Genomic DNA, 14,597 nt, shown 5'->3' with positions numbered 1-14,597 from the left:
TTTGTGACAATCTCTTCCGGCTTGTGCCGCTTCGTAGCCATTCTGATCCTCCGTTTTCCTAAACATAACGTCGGACCACTTCAGTGGGGGAGGATCACCCGGACAGGGACATTCGCGTGCCACCAATCCTCGATTTTCCGACGTTCCGTCAAGCTCAGATGCGTATAAGAGGTCCCCATGGCACGATCTCCTGATTAGATAACCCATTGGTTTCTAATAGGAGTCGCACTTCAAGGTAGCGCGCACCGTGCTGCTGATCCAGTTCAACAGCTTCTATCAGGCCTTCACGATCATGGTCGCAATCGTCTTTTCCATCGCGGGCGTGTTGCTGGGGCTGATGCTGACAGGGCGACCCTTCGGCGTGGTCATGGGCGGCATCGGTGTGATCGCATTGGCCGGGATCGTGGTGAACAACAATATCGTTCTGATCGACACCTACAACGATCTGAAGAAAACCGGCATGTCTCCACTGGAAGCTGCGCTGCGCACCGGCGCGCAACGTCTGCGGCCAGTAATCCTGACTTCGGGCACAACCGCGCTTGGTCTCGCGCCGATGGTCATTGGCGTCAGCGTCGATTTCTTCCGGCGCGAGATCGTCTACGGCGCACCTTCGAACCAGATGTGGATCGAACTCAGCTCGGCTATCGCGGGCGGACTCATGTTTGCGACCATCCTGACACTGATCGTGACCCCGGCCATGCTGATGCTGGGGGAGAAGAAGGAAGCGAGGTCGTCCGGGGCGGCATTGGGTCAGGTCGCTTAGGTTGCTTTGGTCCCGCCGGACATTCGTGATGCACGCCTTGGGGTAGGTTGGTCAGGGACTGTCCGCCCAGATTAGCGGCTGCGGCTTCTCCCACGACAGGAATTGAGGGACGCCGCTCAAGTATCCTCCACTCCAGCGATGTCCTGTTCAGCCCCCTCCCGCCTGCAAGCAAAGCAATCTGCCATCCGCAGTCTTGGCCGGGTCGATCTGGGCGGAAGTTGTTTGGTTCACCAGCCGTGAACTCAGGTTGCAAAACTCAGGAACGATGCGTCCCGCCACGCGGTTGTGAACGTATAGCCATAGTTGAAGATGGCACCGAACTTAACTTATGTTAGTGGTCGACATCAGCAGTGTGTCCCCGGGACAGAAGGTAATTGATGACGGACGATTCTTGTCCCTACACGCGGCGGTTCCTGCAGGGTCGTTCCCGGGACGCGCTGTCGAAGCGTGAAAGGACTCTTCTGGAGGGTCTGGTCGGTACGGTCGAACGGTTCACGGCACCGCATACGATCCTGAGGCGCGGCGATGTCGTCGATCAGAGCACGATCCTGATCGAAGGAACCGTTGCCCGCGTCATCTACGAGGACGGCAAGCGCCATATCGTCGCCCTGCACGTGCCGGGCGATTTCGTGGACCTGCACGCGTTTGCGCTGAAGCGGCTGGACCATGACGTCGTGTCGATCGGGTCCGTGCAGATCGGATATGTTCCGCACGACCGGATCCAGAAAGTGCTGGAGAAAGAGCCGACCCTCGCGCGGATGCTCTGGTATTCGACCCTGCTGGATGCCGCCATGCACCGCGAATGGATCATGAAACTGGAGCATCTGAGCGCCGACGGTCGCCTCGCGCACCTTGTCGCGGAGCTCTGGCAGCGCCTCGACTTCGTCGATCTGGCGGGAGAGAACGGGTTTTCTCTGCCCCTGACGCAACAGGAACTGGCCGATGCCTGCGGCACGACCAGCATTCACATGAACCGCGTTGTGAAGAAACTTCGCGAGACGGGCGTGGTCGATATTTCCCGCGGTCAGGTCACGGTCCTGGACAAACAGGCGCTGAAGGAACTGGGCGCCTTTGATCCCGCATACCTGTACGGCCAGGGACCGCTCAAGCTCACTTGAGCGGTTGACATGAGGTCATGAAAGTTAACATTGCGACGCTTGCCGAAGGTGTTTCTTCGGCCTAGGCTCGACATGTTGCAGGACCGGATAATACCCCAATGCCCACAGACGATACCGGACTGGACAGTGCCTTCGGCTTTGCCGGAATCGGACGATGGGAGATGACCGTTGACGACGGCAGCCTCCGGCTCGACCCCGTGTGTCGCGACCTGTTCGAACTGTCCGACAGCGATGCAACCGCCCAGTCCGTCATTGTCGAACGCATTGTCGAAGCCGACAGGGAGCGTGTCTTCAAGGCTCTGGACACCCTGACCACCAACGGCGACGAATACGACCAGACCTTCCGGCTCAACCTGCCGTCAGGAAGAGAACGGTGGCTGCGGGGCGTGGCCAAGCTCAGCAAGGGTCCAGATGGCAGCAAGGTCATCGGTGTCAGCTTCGACGTCACCTCCGAACAGAAGCTTCTGGCCGAGCGGGAACTGCATCTTTCCGAGATAAACCACCGGATCAAGAACCTCTTTGCGCTGGTGGCCGCCATGATCTCCAGCGCGGCGCGCGAGAGTACGGACAAGGACGAGGTTGTCTCCAACCTGCGTGACCGGGTGACCGCGCTCGACCGCGCGCATTCGCTCATGCTGCGGACCGACGTGTCGCGCCCCATTCCGCTTGAGGCGCTGCTGAACGAAATCCTTGCCCCGGCGCGCAGCTTGCAGACCATCGTGATGTCCGGCGTCGAAGTCCTCATCCCCGCCAAGGCGATCACGTCCCTCGTCCTGATCTTCCACGAATGGGTGACCAATTCGGCGAAGTACGGCGCGCTCAGGCATTCCGACGGTACCATCAATGTCGAATGGGTTCCCTATGACGGCGGCGTCAGGATCCTCTGGCGCGAACTGGTTCCGGACTACGACATCGATGCCGAAAAGGGGTTCGGATCGCGCCTCATCCAGGCCTCCGCCATGCAACTGCGCGCAGAGAAGGAACGGCGGTTCGAAGACGGCTGGCTGACCATCGACATGCGCCTGCCGCTTGACGGCTACTGATCTGTCAGCGCGCGCATCGTACGCTCCCGTACCGACCGCAGGGGGTGGCGGACAAACGGTTCCCAGGGTGCGACCCGCCCGCAGGGGCCATAACCCCAGTCGGTCAGTGTCTCATCCAGACCGGACGGTCGCGGATAGTCCGCGTTACCGTTCCGGATCGCCTCGTCCCTTGCTGTATCGTTAGGGGCCAGGTCCATGAACCGATGTATCCCCGCAACCGTCCGGGACGGATCGCGGCACAGGTCTTCGTAGCGGATGACACAGACCGCGTGCAGGTACGGCAAATCATCCAGAACCCTGCGGTGGGCCGCAAGCCAGTGATCGACCAGCGCGGCGGGCGTTGCCTCCACCCATTTCGCGACCGCGGCTGCAACCATCTCGGGGTGGCGGACGATAACGACGAACTGCGCCATCGGGAAAAGCTGCTGGTACAGCCGCATCCGCGTCAGGTTGACCGGCGACTTCTCCAGCCGCCATGGCCGTGAGGGATCGAACCATGCATTCCAGTCGGCTTCTATCCGCGCACGCACGTCCAGGCTGTCGTATCGGCTTCCCTCGACATGGTGCTGGTCCGGATCGGTCGCGAAATGCATCGGCCGGCCATGCACGGCCGTGTGCGGGATGGCACCCTGCAGAAAACAGCCCTCGTTCTCCGGGGCCGGAGACCCTGTAATCGCGGAGATATCAGGATGACGGGCGACAAGGCGCGCCAGAAGGCTGGTTCCCGACCGGTGAAGGCCGCCGATGAAAAGGTAACGTGTCATCCGCTTGTCTTGGCGCGCCGGACTTCGAAATCAACATCAGATTAGTATAATAAATTTCGGAACAAGTGGGCGAAGCGCTGGTTCCCCTTCTGTCGGAGATGCATCCGGCCTCGAAGACTTCAATCTTCCAAAGGACAGAAAATGCGTATCCTGCACATCGCGCTTGGGGGATGCCTCAAGGCGCCGCCCGTCGACTATGGTCTTACCGAGGATACGGGTGGCCACATTGCCTATGTGCTCGGCGCGGCGATGGCGCAGGCAGAGCGTCCGGACGTCACGCAGGTTGATATCGTCACGCGGGCCTTCTCCGATCCCGGCCTCGGGCCCGAGTATGCCGCCGATGAAGAATACGTCGGCCCCAAGGTGCGGATCCTGCGTCTCAGGACCCGGCGGGACTGTTATCTGGCGAAGGAAGATCTGAACGCGGAACTGCCGGCGATCACCGCTGCGTTCTGTGCCTTGCTGGACCGGCTGGAGCACCGGCCCGACGTCATCCACGCCCATTTCTCCGACGCGGCGACAGTCGCCCGCGCCGCATTCGAGCGGTTCGCGATCCCATGGATCTACACGCCGCACTCCCTGGCCCGCGAAAAAGTGGACTGCGATCTCGCGTCGCAGCGCGTGTCGGACGAACTGGCCGCGATACGGACGGCCCATGCCATCATCGTGTCGTCGCGGGATGAGGCCGAGCGCCAGATCATGGCCTATGATCCGGACGCGGCGGGGCGGGTTCACCGGATTTCGCCGGGTGTGACTTTCGGGGCATCGCAGGGCACGGACCACGGAAGACGGCTGATCGCGCCGTTCCTGCGCCAGCCCGAAAAGCCGATCGTTTTCGCCGTCGCGCGCCCGGTGAGGAAGAAGAACCTCGCTGCGCTTGTCCGCGCCTTCGGTATGAATGCGCGGCTGAGGGAAGCGGCAAACCTCGTGATCCTTGCGGGTCTCAGGACTTCCGTGGGCGAAGGTCCGGAAGAGCAGGTGGCGGTACATCAGGACCTAATCCGGCTGATTGACCGGCACGATCTCTGGGGGCGGGTCGCGCTGCCCCGGCGGCATACCGCGACCGAGGTCAGATCGCTCTACGATCTGGCCGCCGTCGACGGGGTCTTCGCCAATCCCGCGCTGCACGAACCCTTCGGTCTGACGGTGGTCGAAGCCGCGCAGGCTGGCGTTCCCGTGGTGGCGACAAGAAGCGGCGGGCCGTCATCGATCATCGGGGACATCGGATATGGCGCTCTTGTTGATCCGGAAGACGCGGGCGAACTGGCCGACCGGCTGCTTGACATGCTGGGTGATCCGGAGCGGGAGCGGAGATGCAGGGAGGCCCGCGACAGGGCGTGCCGCCTGTATCAGTGGCACGGTTGGGCGCGCGAAAGCCTGGCCGTCTGTCGCGGGATCACGGAACGGCGCGCGAAGGCGCCCCGGCGCGCATCGCGCATCCTCGCCTGCGACGTGGACGGTACGCTGACGGGCGACCGGAAGGCTGCCGCCGCTTTTGCCAAATGGTCGGCCCGGCGTGACGATACCTGCATTCTGGTCGCTACGGGCCGCTCGATATCCGAGGCCCGCCGGGTGATCGCCGCCTGGTCCCTGCCTTGTCCGGATATCCTTGTGACCTCTGTCGGAAGTGAAATCTGGCGGTGCGACGGCTGGGGCGACTATCGCCTGTGCCGTGGCTACGCCGCGACCATCAGCGATGGTTGGCAGCGGGAAGAGGTCGTGCACCTCATGGCCGGTCTGGGTATCACGGCTCAGCCCCTGCACGATCAGCGGCGCTGGAAAGTCAGCTATTACGGCAGCCCCGCCGATGCCGCCCGCGCGACGCAGGTGCTGGCAGATAACGGAGTGCCCGCGCGGGTCGTACATTCGCACGGCTCTCTGATCGACGTTCTGCCGGTCAACGCAGGCAAGGCGGCCGCGATCGGGTACGAGGCGCATCGGCTGGACCTCACCCTGGCCGATTGCATCGCAGCCGGTGACAGCGGCAACGATCTCGACATGCTCTCCGCCTGCGGCGCGGCCATCCTGCCCGCGAACGCCCGCGACGGCATCGCCGAGCTGCTGCGCGGCAAAGCCTTCCAAAGCCGCCACAGCTATGCGGCCGGGGTACTGGACGGGCTTGCGGCCATTTACGGCCCGGCTGACAGATTGGCCCTGCGTCATGCGTGATTTCCCAGCTGCCGCCGGACCAATCGGCTATTTCGTGCACCATCAGGGCAGGGGCCACGCGGAGCGATGTGCCAGCCTAGTCAATGCGCTGCCCCTCGCGCAGGAGGTCGTGATCTTCTGCGCACGCGATGACATCTTCCCGCCCCTGCGCGAAAACGTCCGGGTCGTGAAGATCCCCTCCCTTTTCGAACGGTCGGGACAGGAGCGCACCGGGCTCGACACCGTCGACAGCCCCGACACCGTCCATTGCGCGCCGCTCGGCTGGCCGGGGATACGCCGTGCCATGGCCACTATCGCGGCTTGGTTCGACACGGCGGATCCCGATCTCATGATATGCGACGTCAGCGCCGAGATTGCGCAGCTCTGCCGCATCTGTTCCGTCCCGCACGTCAAGGTGCTCCAGCACGGCGACCGGGGCGACCCGGGGCACCGGGCGGCCTATGACGGCGCCGTCGGCTTGCTGGCCCCTTTCTCCGCCGCTTTGGCACAACCGGACTGGACAGAGGCGATGCGACGCAAGACGCATTTCGCCGGAGGACTGGGGCTGCGTGCCAAGGCGCCGGTCAAAGCAGACGCCCGCAGGCGTCTCGGCATGGCAGAGGACCGGCGGGTCGCGCTCGTGCTCTCAGGCGGCGGTGGCAACGGCTGGACGAGCGCACCCTTCGGGATCGCGGCGCGGGCGTTGCCGGACTGGACCTGGATCACCGTCGGCGCGATGCAGACCGACTGGCATGGGACCGAGGGCGCCAATCTGATCCACAAGGGCTGGGTCGAAACGGTGGCGGACCATATCGCGGCCGCCGATGTCGTCGTGTCGTCGACCGGGAACACCACCTGTGCGGAAGTCCTGAATAACGACCGCCCGTGGATCGTCGTCCCCGAATGGCGCTACTTCGACGAACAGGTCGAAAAGGCACTGGCCCTGTCACGTGCCGGAGTCGCGCTGCATCTCACGCATATGCCGTCCAGCGCCGCGGCCTGGCGGAAGGCCATCCGGGCGGCAGTGGACCGGCACCAGCCGGGTCGACAGCCGGCCCTGATCGACGAAGACGCCGCTGCGAAGGCGGCCCTGTGGCTTCGGTCCCTCGTGCCGCACGCCCATCACCCCGGACACCAGAAAGAAGGAATTGACGCATGACCCGCATCTCCGCCCTCACGATTGCCGCCGGTCGGGCCGAGCATCTGAGAAACGTCGTGGCCGGGTTCCAGGCGCAGACCGTGCGCCCGGATGAGCTTGTCATCGGGGTGATGCAGGACGCGGCCTACGACGGCCTTCCCGACACCGATTTTCCGGTCCGCCAGATCTTCGTCACGGGACCCGAACTGCCGCTCGCCGCCGCGCGCAACGCGGTGGCCGATACCGCGACCGGAGACTTGCTGGTCTTCGTGGACGTCGACTGCATTCCGCATCCGAACCTGATCTACGACTACCTCTCGCACACGGCACGCCAGCCGGGGCTGCTGATGGGAGAGGTCGGGTATCTCCCGGGCAAGGCCACCGAGGACGGACTGGACTACGCGCGCTTCGAACGGCTGTCCGTCCGGCACTCCGACCGGCAGGGGCCGCCTGCAGAGGGGATCGCGCGGTGCAGGGACTACCGATGCTTCTGGTCGCTCAGCTTCGCCATCGACCGGGACAGCTGGACCGCCTCGGGCGGTTTCGACGAACGGTACGTCGGCTACGGCGGAGAGGACACCGACTTTGGCCGGACGCTGGATGACCGGGGCATTCCGATCTTCTGGATCAAGGGCGCCAAGGTCTACCACCAGTACCATCCGCACTGTATGCCGCCGATCCATCAGGTCGCCTCCGTCGTCCGCAACGCGGAGCTGTTCGCGACGAAATGGGGCCACCGCACGATGGAGCACTGGCTCTACGCCTTCCGTCTTCTGGGGCTGATCGAGAACGCCAGGAACGGGATCCGTATCCTGCGGGAGCCGGACGAGGCGGATTTCGCGCTGTGTTCGCAGATGGAGGACATGCCCTACGCCAGTACCCGCCGTGTGATCGACAAGCTTGACCAGACCCCCGTCAAGGCGACCGGCGCGGCCCGCGTCGCCCAGGTCGAGGAGGCGCAGAGCGTGTTTCTGCTGCCGGCTGCGGAATGATTGCCGCTGGTGTAGACTGACGCGATGTTGCTTCTGCTCTCCGGCGCGGCGCTGACGGTTTACGTCTGCGCCGACTTCCTCTTCACGACGATCGGCGGGACGCCGTCGCGTTTCGTGTCCTTTCGTATCGCGCGTGGCGTCTTTGCGGTCTTCCGGCTGCTGCCCGACGGGCCGCTACGCCATATCGCGGTAGGTCCGCTGGTGATGAGCGCGGTGGCGCTCTGGTGGGTCGCCGGGATCGGTATCGGGTGGGGCCTGATCTTTGCCGGTTTTGAAGGGGCCGTGGTGATGACCAAATCCGGCGCCGACGCGGGTGTGCTGGGCGCGGTGTCCCACGCCGGTCATCTGCTGTCGACCGTGGGGGGCGGCAAGACAGAGGCCTCTTCCCCCGGTTTCGCTTTGCTTGGTGTGGTCTGCGCGGTGAACGGCATGGTCGTTCTGACGCTCTCGGTGTCCTTCGTGCTGTCGACCACGCAGACTGTCAGCAACGGGCGGGGGCTGCTGCTGTTGCGGCGCGTGATCGGCCCGGGTGACGCCGACTGGCGGGGGGCCGTTCTTCCGCAGCTGTCCACGCTGATCGCACAGCTGAACACCGCGCCCTTCGCGCTGTTCTACAGCCATCCCGATCCCGATCTCCGGCTTCCGCGCGGTCTGGTCGAGGTGTTTGCCGGGGATGACGCCGCCCGGGCCCTCATGGGCCGTCTGCCGCACAGGCCGGAGGCGACGGAGGACGGTCTGCGTCGGTGGTCGCAGTCCTACCGCCTGTCGCCGCAGTCCGGTTAGGCCGCTTTCGGTGCCCCGAGTGAGGCGAGGACATTGTCCGCCGCGCGCCGGCCGAGCGCCTCGACATTCTCAAGCCCCTGTACGAAGGGATTGTGCCGCAGGACCACCGGGATCGCGACGCAGGCGATGGTGGATGCCGGACAAAGATCGCAGGCGACGCGCAGCGTCTCCGGATCGAACCGGCCGCGCTGTGACAGGGTCGGAAAACCGAGGTCGTCCAGGGTCGCCGCGCTCTGCCCCCTCGCGTCGATCAGATGGTCGAACCTGTGCTCACCCGACCGGCCCGAGATCCGCGCGCCCAGTCCGTCGGGCAGGATCGTGTAGGTTTCACCCAGCCTGTGCAACTCCAGCACGCCGGCATCGTGCAGGGCCAGCATCCTGCGGATGGAGCGGTGCGGGACAGACGCATAGACATCGGAAAAAACGGGCCGCAACTCCCTGTCGAACAACTCCCGCTCCTGCTCCGTGAACTGCGGCAGGATGGTTTCGTAGACCAGATGCGCGGCCAGCAGGGCCATGCGCCAGGCCGCCGTCCTGCGGGCGTCGCGGTCGGCCACCGCCTCCTCCAGCCCGGCCTTCGCGGCGGTCCAGCTGCCTTTCGTCAGCCGGTCGGCAAAGTGCCTGTCGGCGTAGCCCTCGATCTTCTCCGGCCTCGTGAGTGCGGCGTAAGCCGGATCCAGCTGGTGCAGGTCCCTGGCCAGAAGGTTCTGTGCTGGGGACAGCAGGCCCGGCTGCCCAAGCCCCTCCACCGCCGGGGGATTGAACCTAGGCAGTTCGGGGAGCGGCAGCGGATAGAACCAGTCCGCATCCGGCAGCAACCCACGGCGCGACAGCATTGCCATGCGGAAAGGGCTGTCTGTGCTGTTCGGCAGCCATCTGACACCCTCTGCCTCCTCGAACCTGCCGTGGAAGCTTGCCAGCGCGATGGCCGTGTCGATGGCGGTAAGGGAACTGCCGATGATGCCGACATGCGCGCCGGCAAACCGGCGCAGGCGTTCCGCCGGCCATGGCGCGTGCAACAGCACACCCGACCCGTCGGTTCGGGCGGACCAATGGTGACCGGTCGCGATGATGACGTGATCGAAGGTTGCCGCGTCCGCCGCATGCGGCGTTTCGAACTGCACCACCACGCCATCCGGTGCCGGGACGATGTCGGTCACGACATGACGGGCATGCACCTCCACGCCATGACCGCCGCCCCGGGCACGGGCGATCATGGCGGCGATCTGCGCCATGAAGTAGCGGCCGAGGACGAGCCGGGGATAGAACGTCTCGGGCCCGATCTCGTAATCCTCGATGCCGAACTCGCGACGGGTGGCGGCGTCGCAGGAGCGGAGGAAGCCCTCAAGCGTTTCGACGACGGGCGGGACTTCCCGGCTGCCGATGTTGGACAGCATCTGAGGCAGGTTCGCGCCCTCCCGGTAGGGCATCCCGGTGCCGATCTCGCGCTCGCGCTCGAACAGGTGAATGTCCATTGGCGCACCCGACTCCAGCAGGTGCTTGAGGGCATAAATCGCCGTTGGCCCTGTCCCGACGATCGCCACGCGCGGCGGCGTGAAACCGCGCGGTCTGGCAGAGGGGACGGCGGCATGCGCGATGCCGCCCTTGCCACGTGCGGGGCGCAGTTTAGCTTGCTTCACAGCGGTGCCTTTTCGATAGGGGCGAATGGTCGGTAAAACTAACGCGGTATTTAGTTTTATAATATTGGAACCGACAGCGCCCCCGATTGGTTCCCTAAACAGAACAACGCAACGCATCGTCAGACACAAACCGCTGGAAACAGCCCGCACCGATACGGTTGCCGGGCGGGGGAGCCTTATGCGCATCGCCATCGTCGCCCATATCCGGCATCCCATTGCCACCCCGTTCATGGGCGGGATGGAGGCACATTCTCACGCGCTTGCCGCCGCACTCGTGCAGCGGGGTCACGACGTCACCCTGTTCGCGTCCGGCGACAGCCAGCCGCCGGAAGGTGTCCGGCTGCATCCGGTCGTGGCACAGCACTACGACCGTGATTTCCCCTGGCATCGCTTTCACGGAACCGATGAAATGAACGCCCATCTCGACGCGGCGTTTGCGGCGATCCTGCCCGCACTGCGTCAGGGCGGGTTCGATGTGGTGCACAACAACTCACTGCACCGCTATCCGCCCCGCATGGCACGGCGGGACCGGGTGCCGATGCTGACGTCCCTGCACGTGCCGCCCTTCGACGCGCTGCGTCGCGCCGTGCATGCCTCGGGCGCCGGCTGGAACCGCTTCACGGTCTGTTCGGAGGCGCAGATGAAGGTCTGGGCGGACGGCGCCCCCGATCTTCCGGCGCATGTCGTCTACAACGGGATCGATACCGATCGTTGGGCCTATCATGGCAAGGGCGATGGCACGGCTGTCTGGTTCGGCCGAATCACACCGACCAAGGGCACGGGGGAGGCCGTACAGGCGGCGCGTTTCGCCGGATTGCCGCTCAGGATCTTCGGTCCCGTCGAGCATCAGGATTACTTCGACCAGGTCGTGAAGCCCTACCTTGGCCCGACGATCGCCTATTGTGGAAACCTCGACCCGGACGTTCTGGCGCATCGGGTTTCACGCGCGTCGGTCTGCCTGTTCACGCCGCGCTGGAACGAACCCTTCGGTCTCGCCGCGGCAGAGGCGATGTCCTGCGGGGTCCCGGTGGCGGCCTTCGACGCGGGGGCGGTATCCGAGGTCGTCGGCAATGGCGGCGTCATCGTGGAAGGCGGCGACGTGATGGCGCTGGCGGCGGCGGCCCTGCGTGCCGCCCGGATGGACCGGCGCGCCGTTCGCGATCTGGCGGTGGCCCGCTTCGCGCTTCCCACGATGATCGACCGCTACGAAGACCTGTACCGGCTCTGCATCGCCGAACGGGACAGCCCGGCCTGCGAAGTCGATTTCCCGCCGATCGAACTACCCGCCGAACGGTCCGCACGGGGCGGTGTTCTGCCCCTGGCGGCCGAATGAACAGACCCTGAAAGGAGCACCACCATGGCTAAGGCCAAGACCAGATCGAAGACCCCCGCGAAGGCCGCCCAAGCCACGGCGGGCGAACCGCAGATGCGTATTGGAGAGGGTGGTGAGACCCACCAGACCGCCGGTGGCGACGTGGCGGTGATGACCACGGCGCAGGGTGTGCCGGTGTCGGACGACCAGAATACCCTGCGGCAGGGCGCACGCGGACCGGCGCTGATGGAAGACTTCCACTTCCGCGAGAAGATGTTCCACTTCGATCACGAGCGCATCCCGGAACGCGTGGTGCACGCCCGGGGCTATGCCGCGCATGGCTATTTCGAAACGCTCGATCCGATCCCGGATCTGACGCGGGCGGACCTGTTCCAGCGCAAGGGCGAGAAGACGCCGGTGTTCTGTCGCTTCTCGACCGTGGCGGGCAACAAGGGCTCGGCCGACCTCGCCCGCGACGTGCGGGGCTTCGCGGTGAAGTTCTACACGCAAGAAGGCAACTGGGACCTCGTCGGCAACAACATCCCCGTTTTCTTCATCCAGGACGCGATGAAGTTCCCCGACCTGATCCACGCCGCCAAGGCCGAACCCGACCGCGGCTTCCCGCAGGCGCAGACGGCGCATGACAACTTCTGGGACTTCGTCTCGCTGATGCCCGAGGCGATGCACATGATCATGTGGGCCATGTCCGACCGGGCGATCCCGCGGTCCTTCCGGTTCATGGAAGGGTTCGGGGTGCACACCTTCCGCTTCGTGAACGCGGAGGGCAAATCATCCTACGTGAAATTCCACTGGAAGCCGAAACAGGGCCTGCAGTCCGTGACCTGGGACGAGGCGCTCAAGATCAACGGGGCGGATCCCGACTTCCACCGCCGCGATCTCTGGGACGCGATCCAGAGCGGTGACTACCCGGAGTGGGAGCTTGGCGTTCAGGTCTTTGACGACGAATTCGCCGACAGCTTCCCCTTCGACATCCTCGACGCGACCAAGCTGATCCCGGAGGAGGACGTGCCCGTCCGTATCATCGGCAGGATGGTTCTGGACCGCGTGGTCGACAACTTCTTCGCCGAGACGGAGCAGGTCGCCTTCTGCACACAGAACGTGGTGCCGGGTATCGACTTCACCAACGACCCGCTGCTGCAGGGGCGCAACTTTTCCTACCTCGATACGCAGATCAAGCGTCTGGGCGGGCCGAACTTCACCCATATCCCGATCAACGCGCCGAAATGCCCGTTCCACCATTTCCAGCAGGACGGTCATATGGCGATGCACAATCCCAAGGGCCGCGCGAATTATGAGCCGAACTCATGGGGCGGCGAACAGGGCGGCCCGAGAGAGGCGCCGGAGCACGGTTTCCAATCCGTCCAGACGGAAGCGGACGGCGTGAAGGATCGGGTTCGGTCAGAGCTGTTCGCCGATCACTACAGCCAGGCCCGCCAGTTCTACCTGAGCCAGACCGAGGTGGAGCAGACGCATATCGCCGAAGCACTTGTCTTCGAACTGAGCAAGGTCGAAACCAACGCGATCCGCGAACGGCTGCTGTCACATCTGCCCAACATCGACGACGATCTTGCGCAGGCGGTGGCCGAGGGGCTGGGAATGGACATCCCAGTGCCTGCCAAGGCCGCGCGGGAACGGGTTGACGGACTGGTGACATCGGACGCGCTGTCTATCCTGAAGAACGGACCGGACAGTTTCGCCGGGCGGAAACTGGGCGTGCTGATCAGCGACGGAGCTGATGCCAAGCTGTTGCAATCCCTGCAGAAAGAGGCGGAGAAGGCGGGGGTGATCGTCGCGCTGGTCGGCCCCCGCGTCGGCAAGGTAACGCTGTCCGACGGCTCCTCTGTCGAGGCGGACGAGAAGATCGACGGCGGTCCCTCCGTCCTGTTCGACGCCGTGGCGATGCTGATCTCCGAAGAGGGGGCGCAGAAGTTCGCCGGAATGCATGCGGCGAAGACCTGGGTGGCCGACGCCTTCGCGCACAGGAAGTTCATGCTGCTTACCGACGAGGCCGCGCCTTTCCTGCAGAAAGCGGGCCTGCCGGAAGAGTTCGACGGCGGCATGTTCTACGTCCGCGACATCAAGCCCGCGGCCTTTTTCAAGGAATGCGCTGCGTTGCGGTTCTGGGACCGGGCAGCGTAGGGGCGTAACCCGATGTTAGAGTTCGTCCGCCAGAACTCCGAACTCGTCCAGATCGGGGCCAGCCTGACAACCACGTTTGTCTGGCTGGTCTACCTGCACGTCCTGCTGCGCGGCTTCCGCGAACAGCGGAGGTCGAGCATGCTTATCAACCGTGGCGGCGGCGACGATCTGGATGCGCGGTGCCTGATTTCCAACATGGGCGCGCAGCCCGCCTATCTGCTCGACGTGCTCGCCTGCATCGAAACCGAAGAGGGGCCGAGCGTATCCAGCGTGGTCGATCGCAGGGAACTCCGCCGTGAAGAACTTGAACGTCCCACGGAGATGACGGGTCAGGGGCCTTTGCCCAGTGGGGGATACGTGGATATCGGCAGCTTTCGCGACATCGTCGATCGGAGCGCTTGCGGGAACATTGACCCGGAGACATCGCCAGCGACGTTGAAGCTGATCTCTGTCGCCGCGACGAACCAGGCCTCGCATATCGTGGCGGCGGTCAGGGAATTCGACCTTGCCGGAGAGGGCGACCGCGTCGCCGTTTACCCCCGTACGCTCGAGGCCAGGCAGGTTCGGTCCCGCCTCGCGCGGCGCCGGGTTCGCCGCGCGTTGGAGCAGATGCAGAGCCGGTCGGCAGAGCAGGACTCCGTGGCGGCGTATCTGCAGGGAATATGATCGGTCACTGGCCGAAAGGTGTGTACTCCGACCCGATTTCCCCTCAGGGTCCCGATGCGCGGCCAGAGAT

Annotated in this window: 11 protein-coding genes and 1 pseudogene; 10 read left to right on the top strand and 2 right to left on the bottom strand. The window is 64.6% G+C overall.

The annotated features are described in order from the left end of the window. Positions 1-247: 247 nt before the first annotated feature. The 3 genes and pseudogenes from IEV87_RS14225 to IEV87_RS14215 all read left to right on the top strand — a co-directional run. Positions 248-763: pseudogene (locus tag IEV87_RS14225) on the top strand (efflux RND transporter permease subunit); the annotation flags it as partial. Between the two features lie 377 nt (positions 764-1,140). After that, on the top strand, positions 1,141-1,881 hold the full coding sequence (locus tag IEV87_RS14220; protein WP_188478295.1) for a Crp/Fnr family transcriptional regulator: 741 nt from the start codon (positions 1,141-1,143) through the stop codon (positions 1,879-1,881). A 98-nt stretch (positions 1,882-1,979) separates the two neighbouring features. Further along, on the top strand, positions 1,980-2,924 hold the full coding sequence (locus IEV87_RS14215; protein ID WP_188478294.1) for a sensor histidine kinase: 945 nt from the start codon (positions 1,980-1,982) through the stop codon (positions 2,922-2,924). Here the strand turns inward: IEV87_RS14215 and IEV87_RS14210 are convergent. Beyond that, positions 2,918-3,688, bottom strand: coding sequence for a sulfotransferase family protein (locus tag IEV87_RS14210; protein WP_188478293.1), 771 nt, complete (start codon positions 3,686-3,688; stop codon positions 2,918-2,920). The two genes, IEV87_RS14215 and IEV87_RS14210, sit on opposite strands and share 7 nt — an antisense overlap. 141 nt (positions 3,689-3,829) lie before the next feature. On the opposite strand from IEV87_RS14210, the gene IEV87_RS14205 reads away from it, so the two are divergent. From IEV87_RS14205 to IEV87_RS14190, 4 genes are read left to right on the top strand one after another with little or no spacing between them, the layout of a single operon-like run. Beyond that, positions 3,830-5,857 carry an HAD-IIB family hydrolase gene (locus tag IEV87_RS14205; RefSeq protein WP_188478292.1) on the top strand — a complete coding sequence of 676 codons (2,028 nt, stop codon included), beginning with the start codon at positions 3,830-3,832 and terminating at the stop codon, positions 5,855-5,857. Further along, complete coding sequence (locus IEV87_RS14200) at positions 5,850-6,995, top strand: glycosyltransferase (protein WP_188478291.1); 1,146 nt, start codon at positions 5,850-5,852, stop codon at positions 6,993-6,995. The genes IEV87_RS14205 and IEV87_RS14200 overlap by 8 nt, the downstream gene beginning before the upstream one ends. After that, entirely contained in the window at positions 6,992-7,966 is a 975-nt protein-coding gene (locus IEV87_RS14195; protein WP_188478290.1) for a glycosyltransferase family 2 protein, read from the top strand. The genes IEV87_RS14200 and IEV87_RS14195 overlap by 4 nt, the downstream gene beginning before the upstream one ends. A gap of 24 nt (positions 7,967-7,990) precedes the next feature. Then, the gene (locus IEV87_RS14190; RefSeq protein ID WP_188478289.1) at positions 7,991-8,749 is read left to right on the top strand and encodes a hypothetical protein; all 759 of its coding nucleotides are present in this window, start codon (positions 7,991-7,993) and stop codon (positions 8,747-8,749) included. Here IEV87_RS14190 and IEV87_RS14185 read toward each other — a convergent pair. Then, on the bottom strand, positions 8,746-10,389 hold the full coding sequence (locus IEV87_RS14185; protein WP_188478288.1) for an FAD/NAD(P)-binding protein: 1,644 nt from the start codon (positions 10,387-10,389) through the stop codon (positions 8,746-8,748). The genes IEV87_RS14190 and IEV87_RS14185 overlap by 4 nt on opposite strands. A gap of 178 nt (positions 10,390-10,567) precedes the next feature. Here IEV87_RS14185 and IEV87_RS14180 point away from each other — a divergent pair, with 178 nt between their 5' ends. The 3 genes from IEV87_RS14180 to IEV87_RS14170 all read left to right on the top strand — a co-directional run bounded on the left by IEV87_RS14180 (position 10,568) and on the right by IEV87_RS14170 (position 14,527). Continuing rightward, positions 10,568-11,722, top strand: a complete 1,155-nt coding sequence (locus tag IEV87_RS14180) for a glycosyltransferase (RefSeq protein ID WP_188478287.1) — start codon at positions 10,568-10,570, stop codon at positions 11,720-11,722. Positions 11,723-11,815: 93 nt separating this feature from the next. Then, positions 11,816-13,861, top strand: a complete 2,046-nt coding sequence (locus IEV87_RS14175; RefSeq protein ID WP_373284058.1) for a catalase — start codon at positions 11,816-11,818, stop codon at positions 13,859-13,861. A gap of 12 nt (positions 13,862-13,873) precedes the next feature. Beyond that, positions 13,874-14,527, top strand: coding sequence for a hypothetical protein (locus tag IEV87_RS14170; RefSeq protein ID WP_188478285.1), 654 nt, complete (start codon positions 13,874-13,876; stop codon positions 14,525-14,527). Positions 14,528-14,597 lie beyond the last annotated feature (70 nt).

The sequence above is a fragment of the Primorskyibacter flagellatus genome (assembly GCF_014638275.1).
Taxonomy (GTDB): domain Bacteria; phylum Pseudomonadota; class Alphaproteobacteria; order Rhodobacterales; family Rhodobacteraceae; genus Pseudooceanicola; species Pseudooceanicola flagellatus_A.
This window is presented reverse-complemented; position numbering and strand designations above follow the sequence as displayed.

Excerpts from the sequence above, each read along its gene's own strand:
- IEV87_RS14220 (WP_188478295.1), top strand. The coding sequence starts at position 1,141 with ATGACGGACGATTCTTGTCCCTACACGCGGCGGTTCCTGCAGGGTCGT.
- IEV87_RS14215 (WP_188478294.1), top strand. The coding sequence starts at position 1,980 with ATGCCCACAGACGATACCGGACTGGACAGTGCCTTCGGCTTTGCCGGA.
- IEV87_RS14210 (WP_188478293.1), bottom strand. The coding sequence starts at position 3,688 with ATGACACGTTACCTTTTCATCGGCGGCCTTCACCGGTCGGGAACCAGC.
- IEV87_RS14205 (WP_188478292.1), top strand. The coding sequence starts at position 3,830 with ATGCGTATCCTGCACATCGCGCTTGGGGGATGCCTCAAGGCGCCGCCC.
- IEV87_RS14200 (WP_188478291.1), top strand. The coding sequence starts at position 5,850 with ATGCGTGATTTCCCAGCTGCCGCCGGACCAATCGGCTATTTCGTGCAC.
- IEV87_RS14195 (WP_188478290.1), top strand. The coding sequence starts at position 6,992 with ATGACCCGCATCTCCGCCCTCACGATTGCCGCCGGTCGGGCCGAGCAT.
- IEV87_RS14190 (WP_188478289.1), top strand. The coding sequence starts at position 7,991 with ATGTTGCTTCTGCTCTCCGGCGCGGCGCTGACGGTTTACGTCTGCGCC.
- IEV87_RS14180 (WP_188478287.1), top strand. The coding sequence starts at position 10,568 with ATGCGCATCGCCATCGTCGCCCATATCCGGCATCCCATTGCCACCCCG.
- IEV87_RS14175 (WP_373284058.1), top strand. The coding sequence starts at position 11,816 with ATGCGTATTGGAGAGGGTGGTGAGACCCACCAGACCGCCGGTGGCGAC.
- IEV87_RS14170 (WP_188478285.1), top strand. The coding sequence starts at position 13,874 with ATGTTAGAGTTCGTCCGCCAGAACTCCGAACTCGTCCAGATCGGGGCC.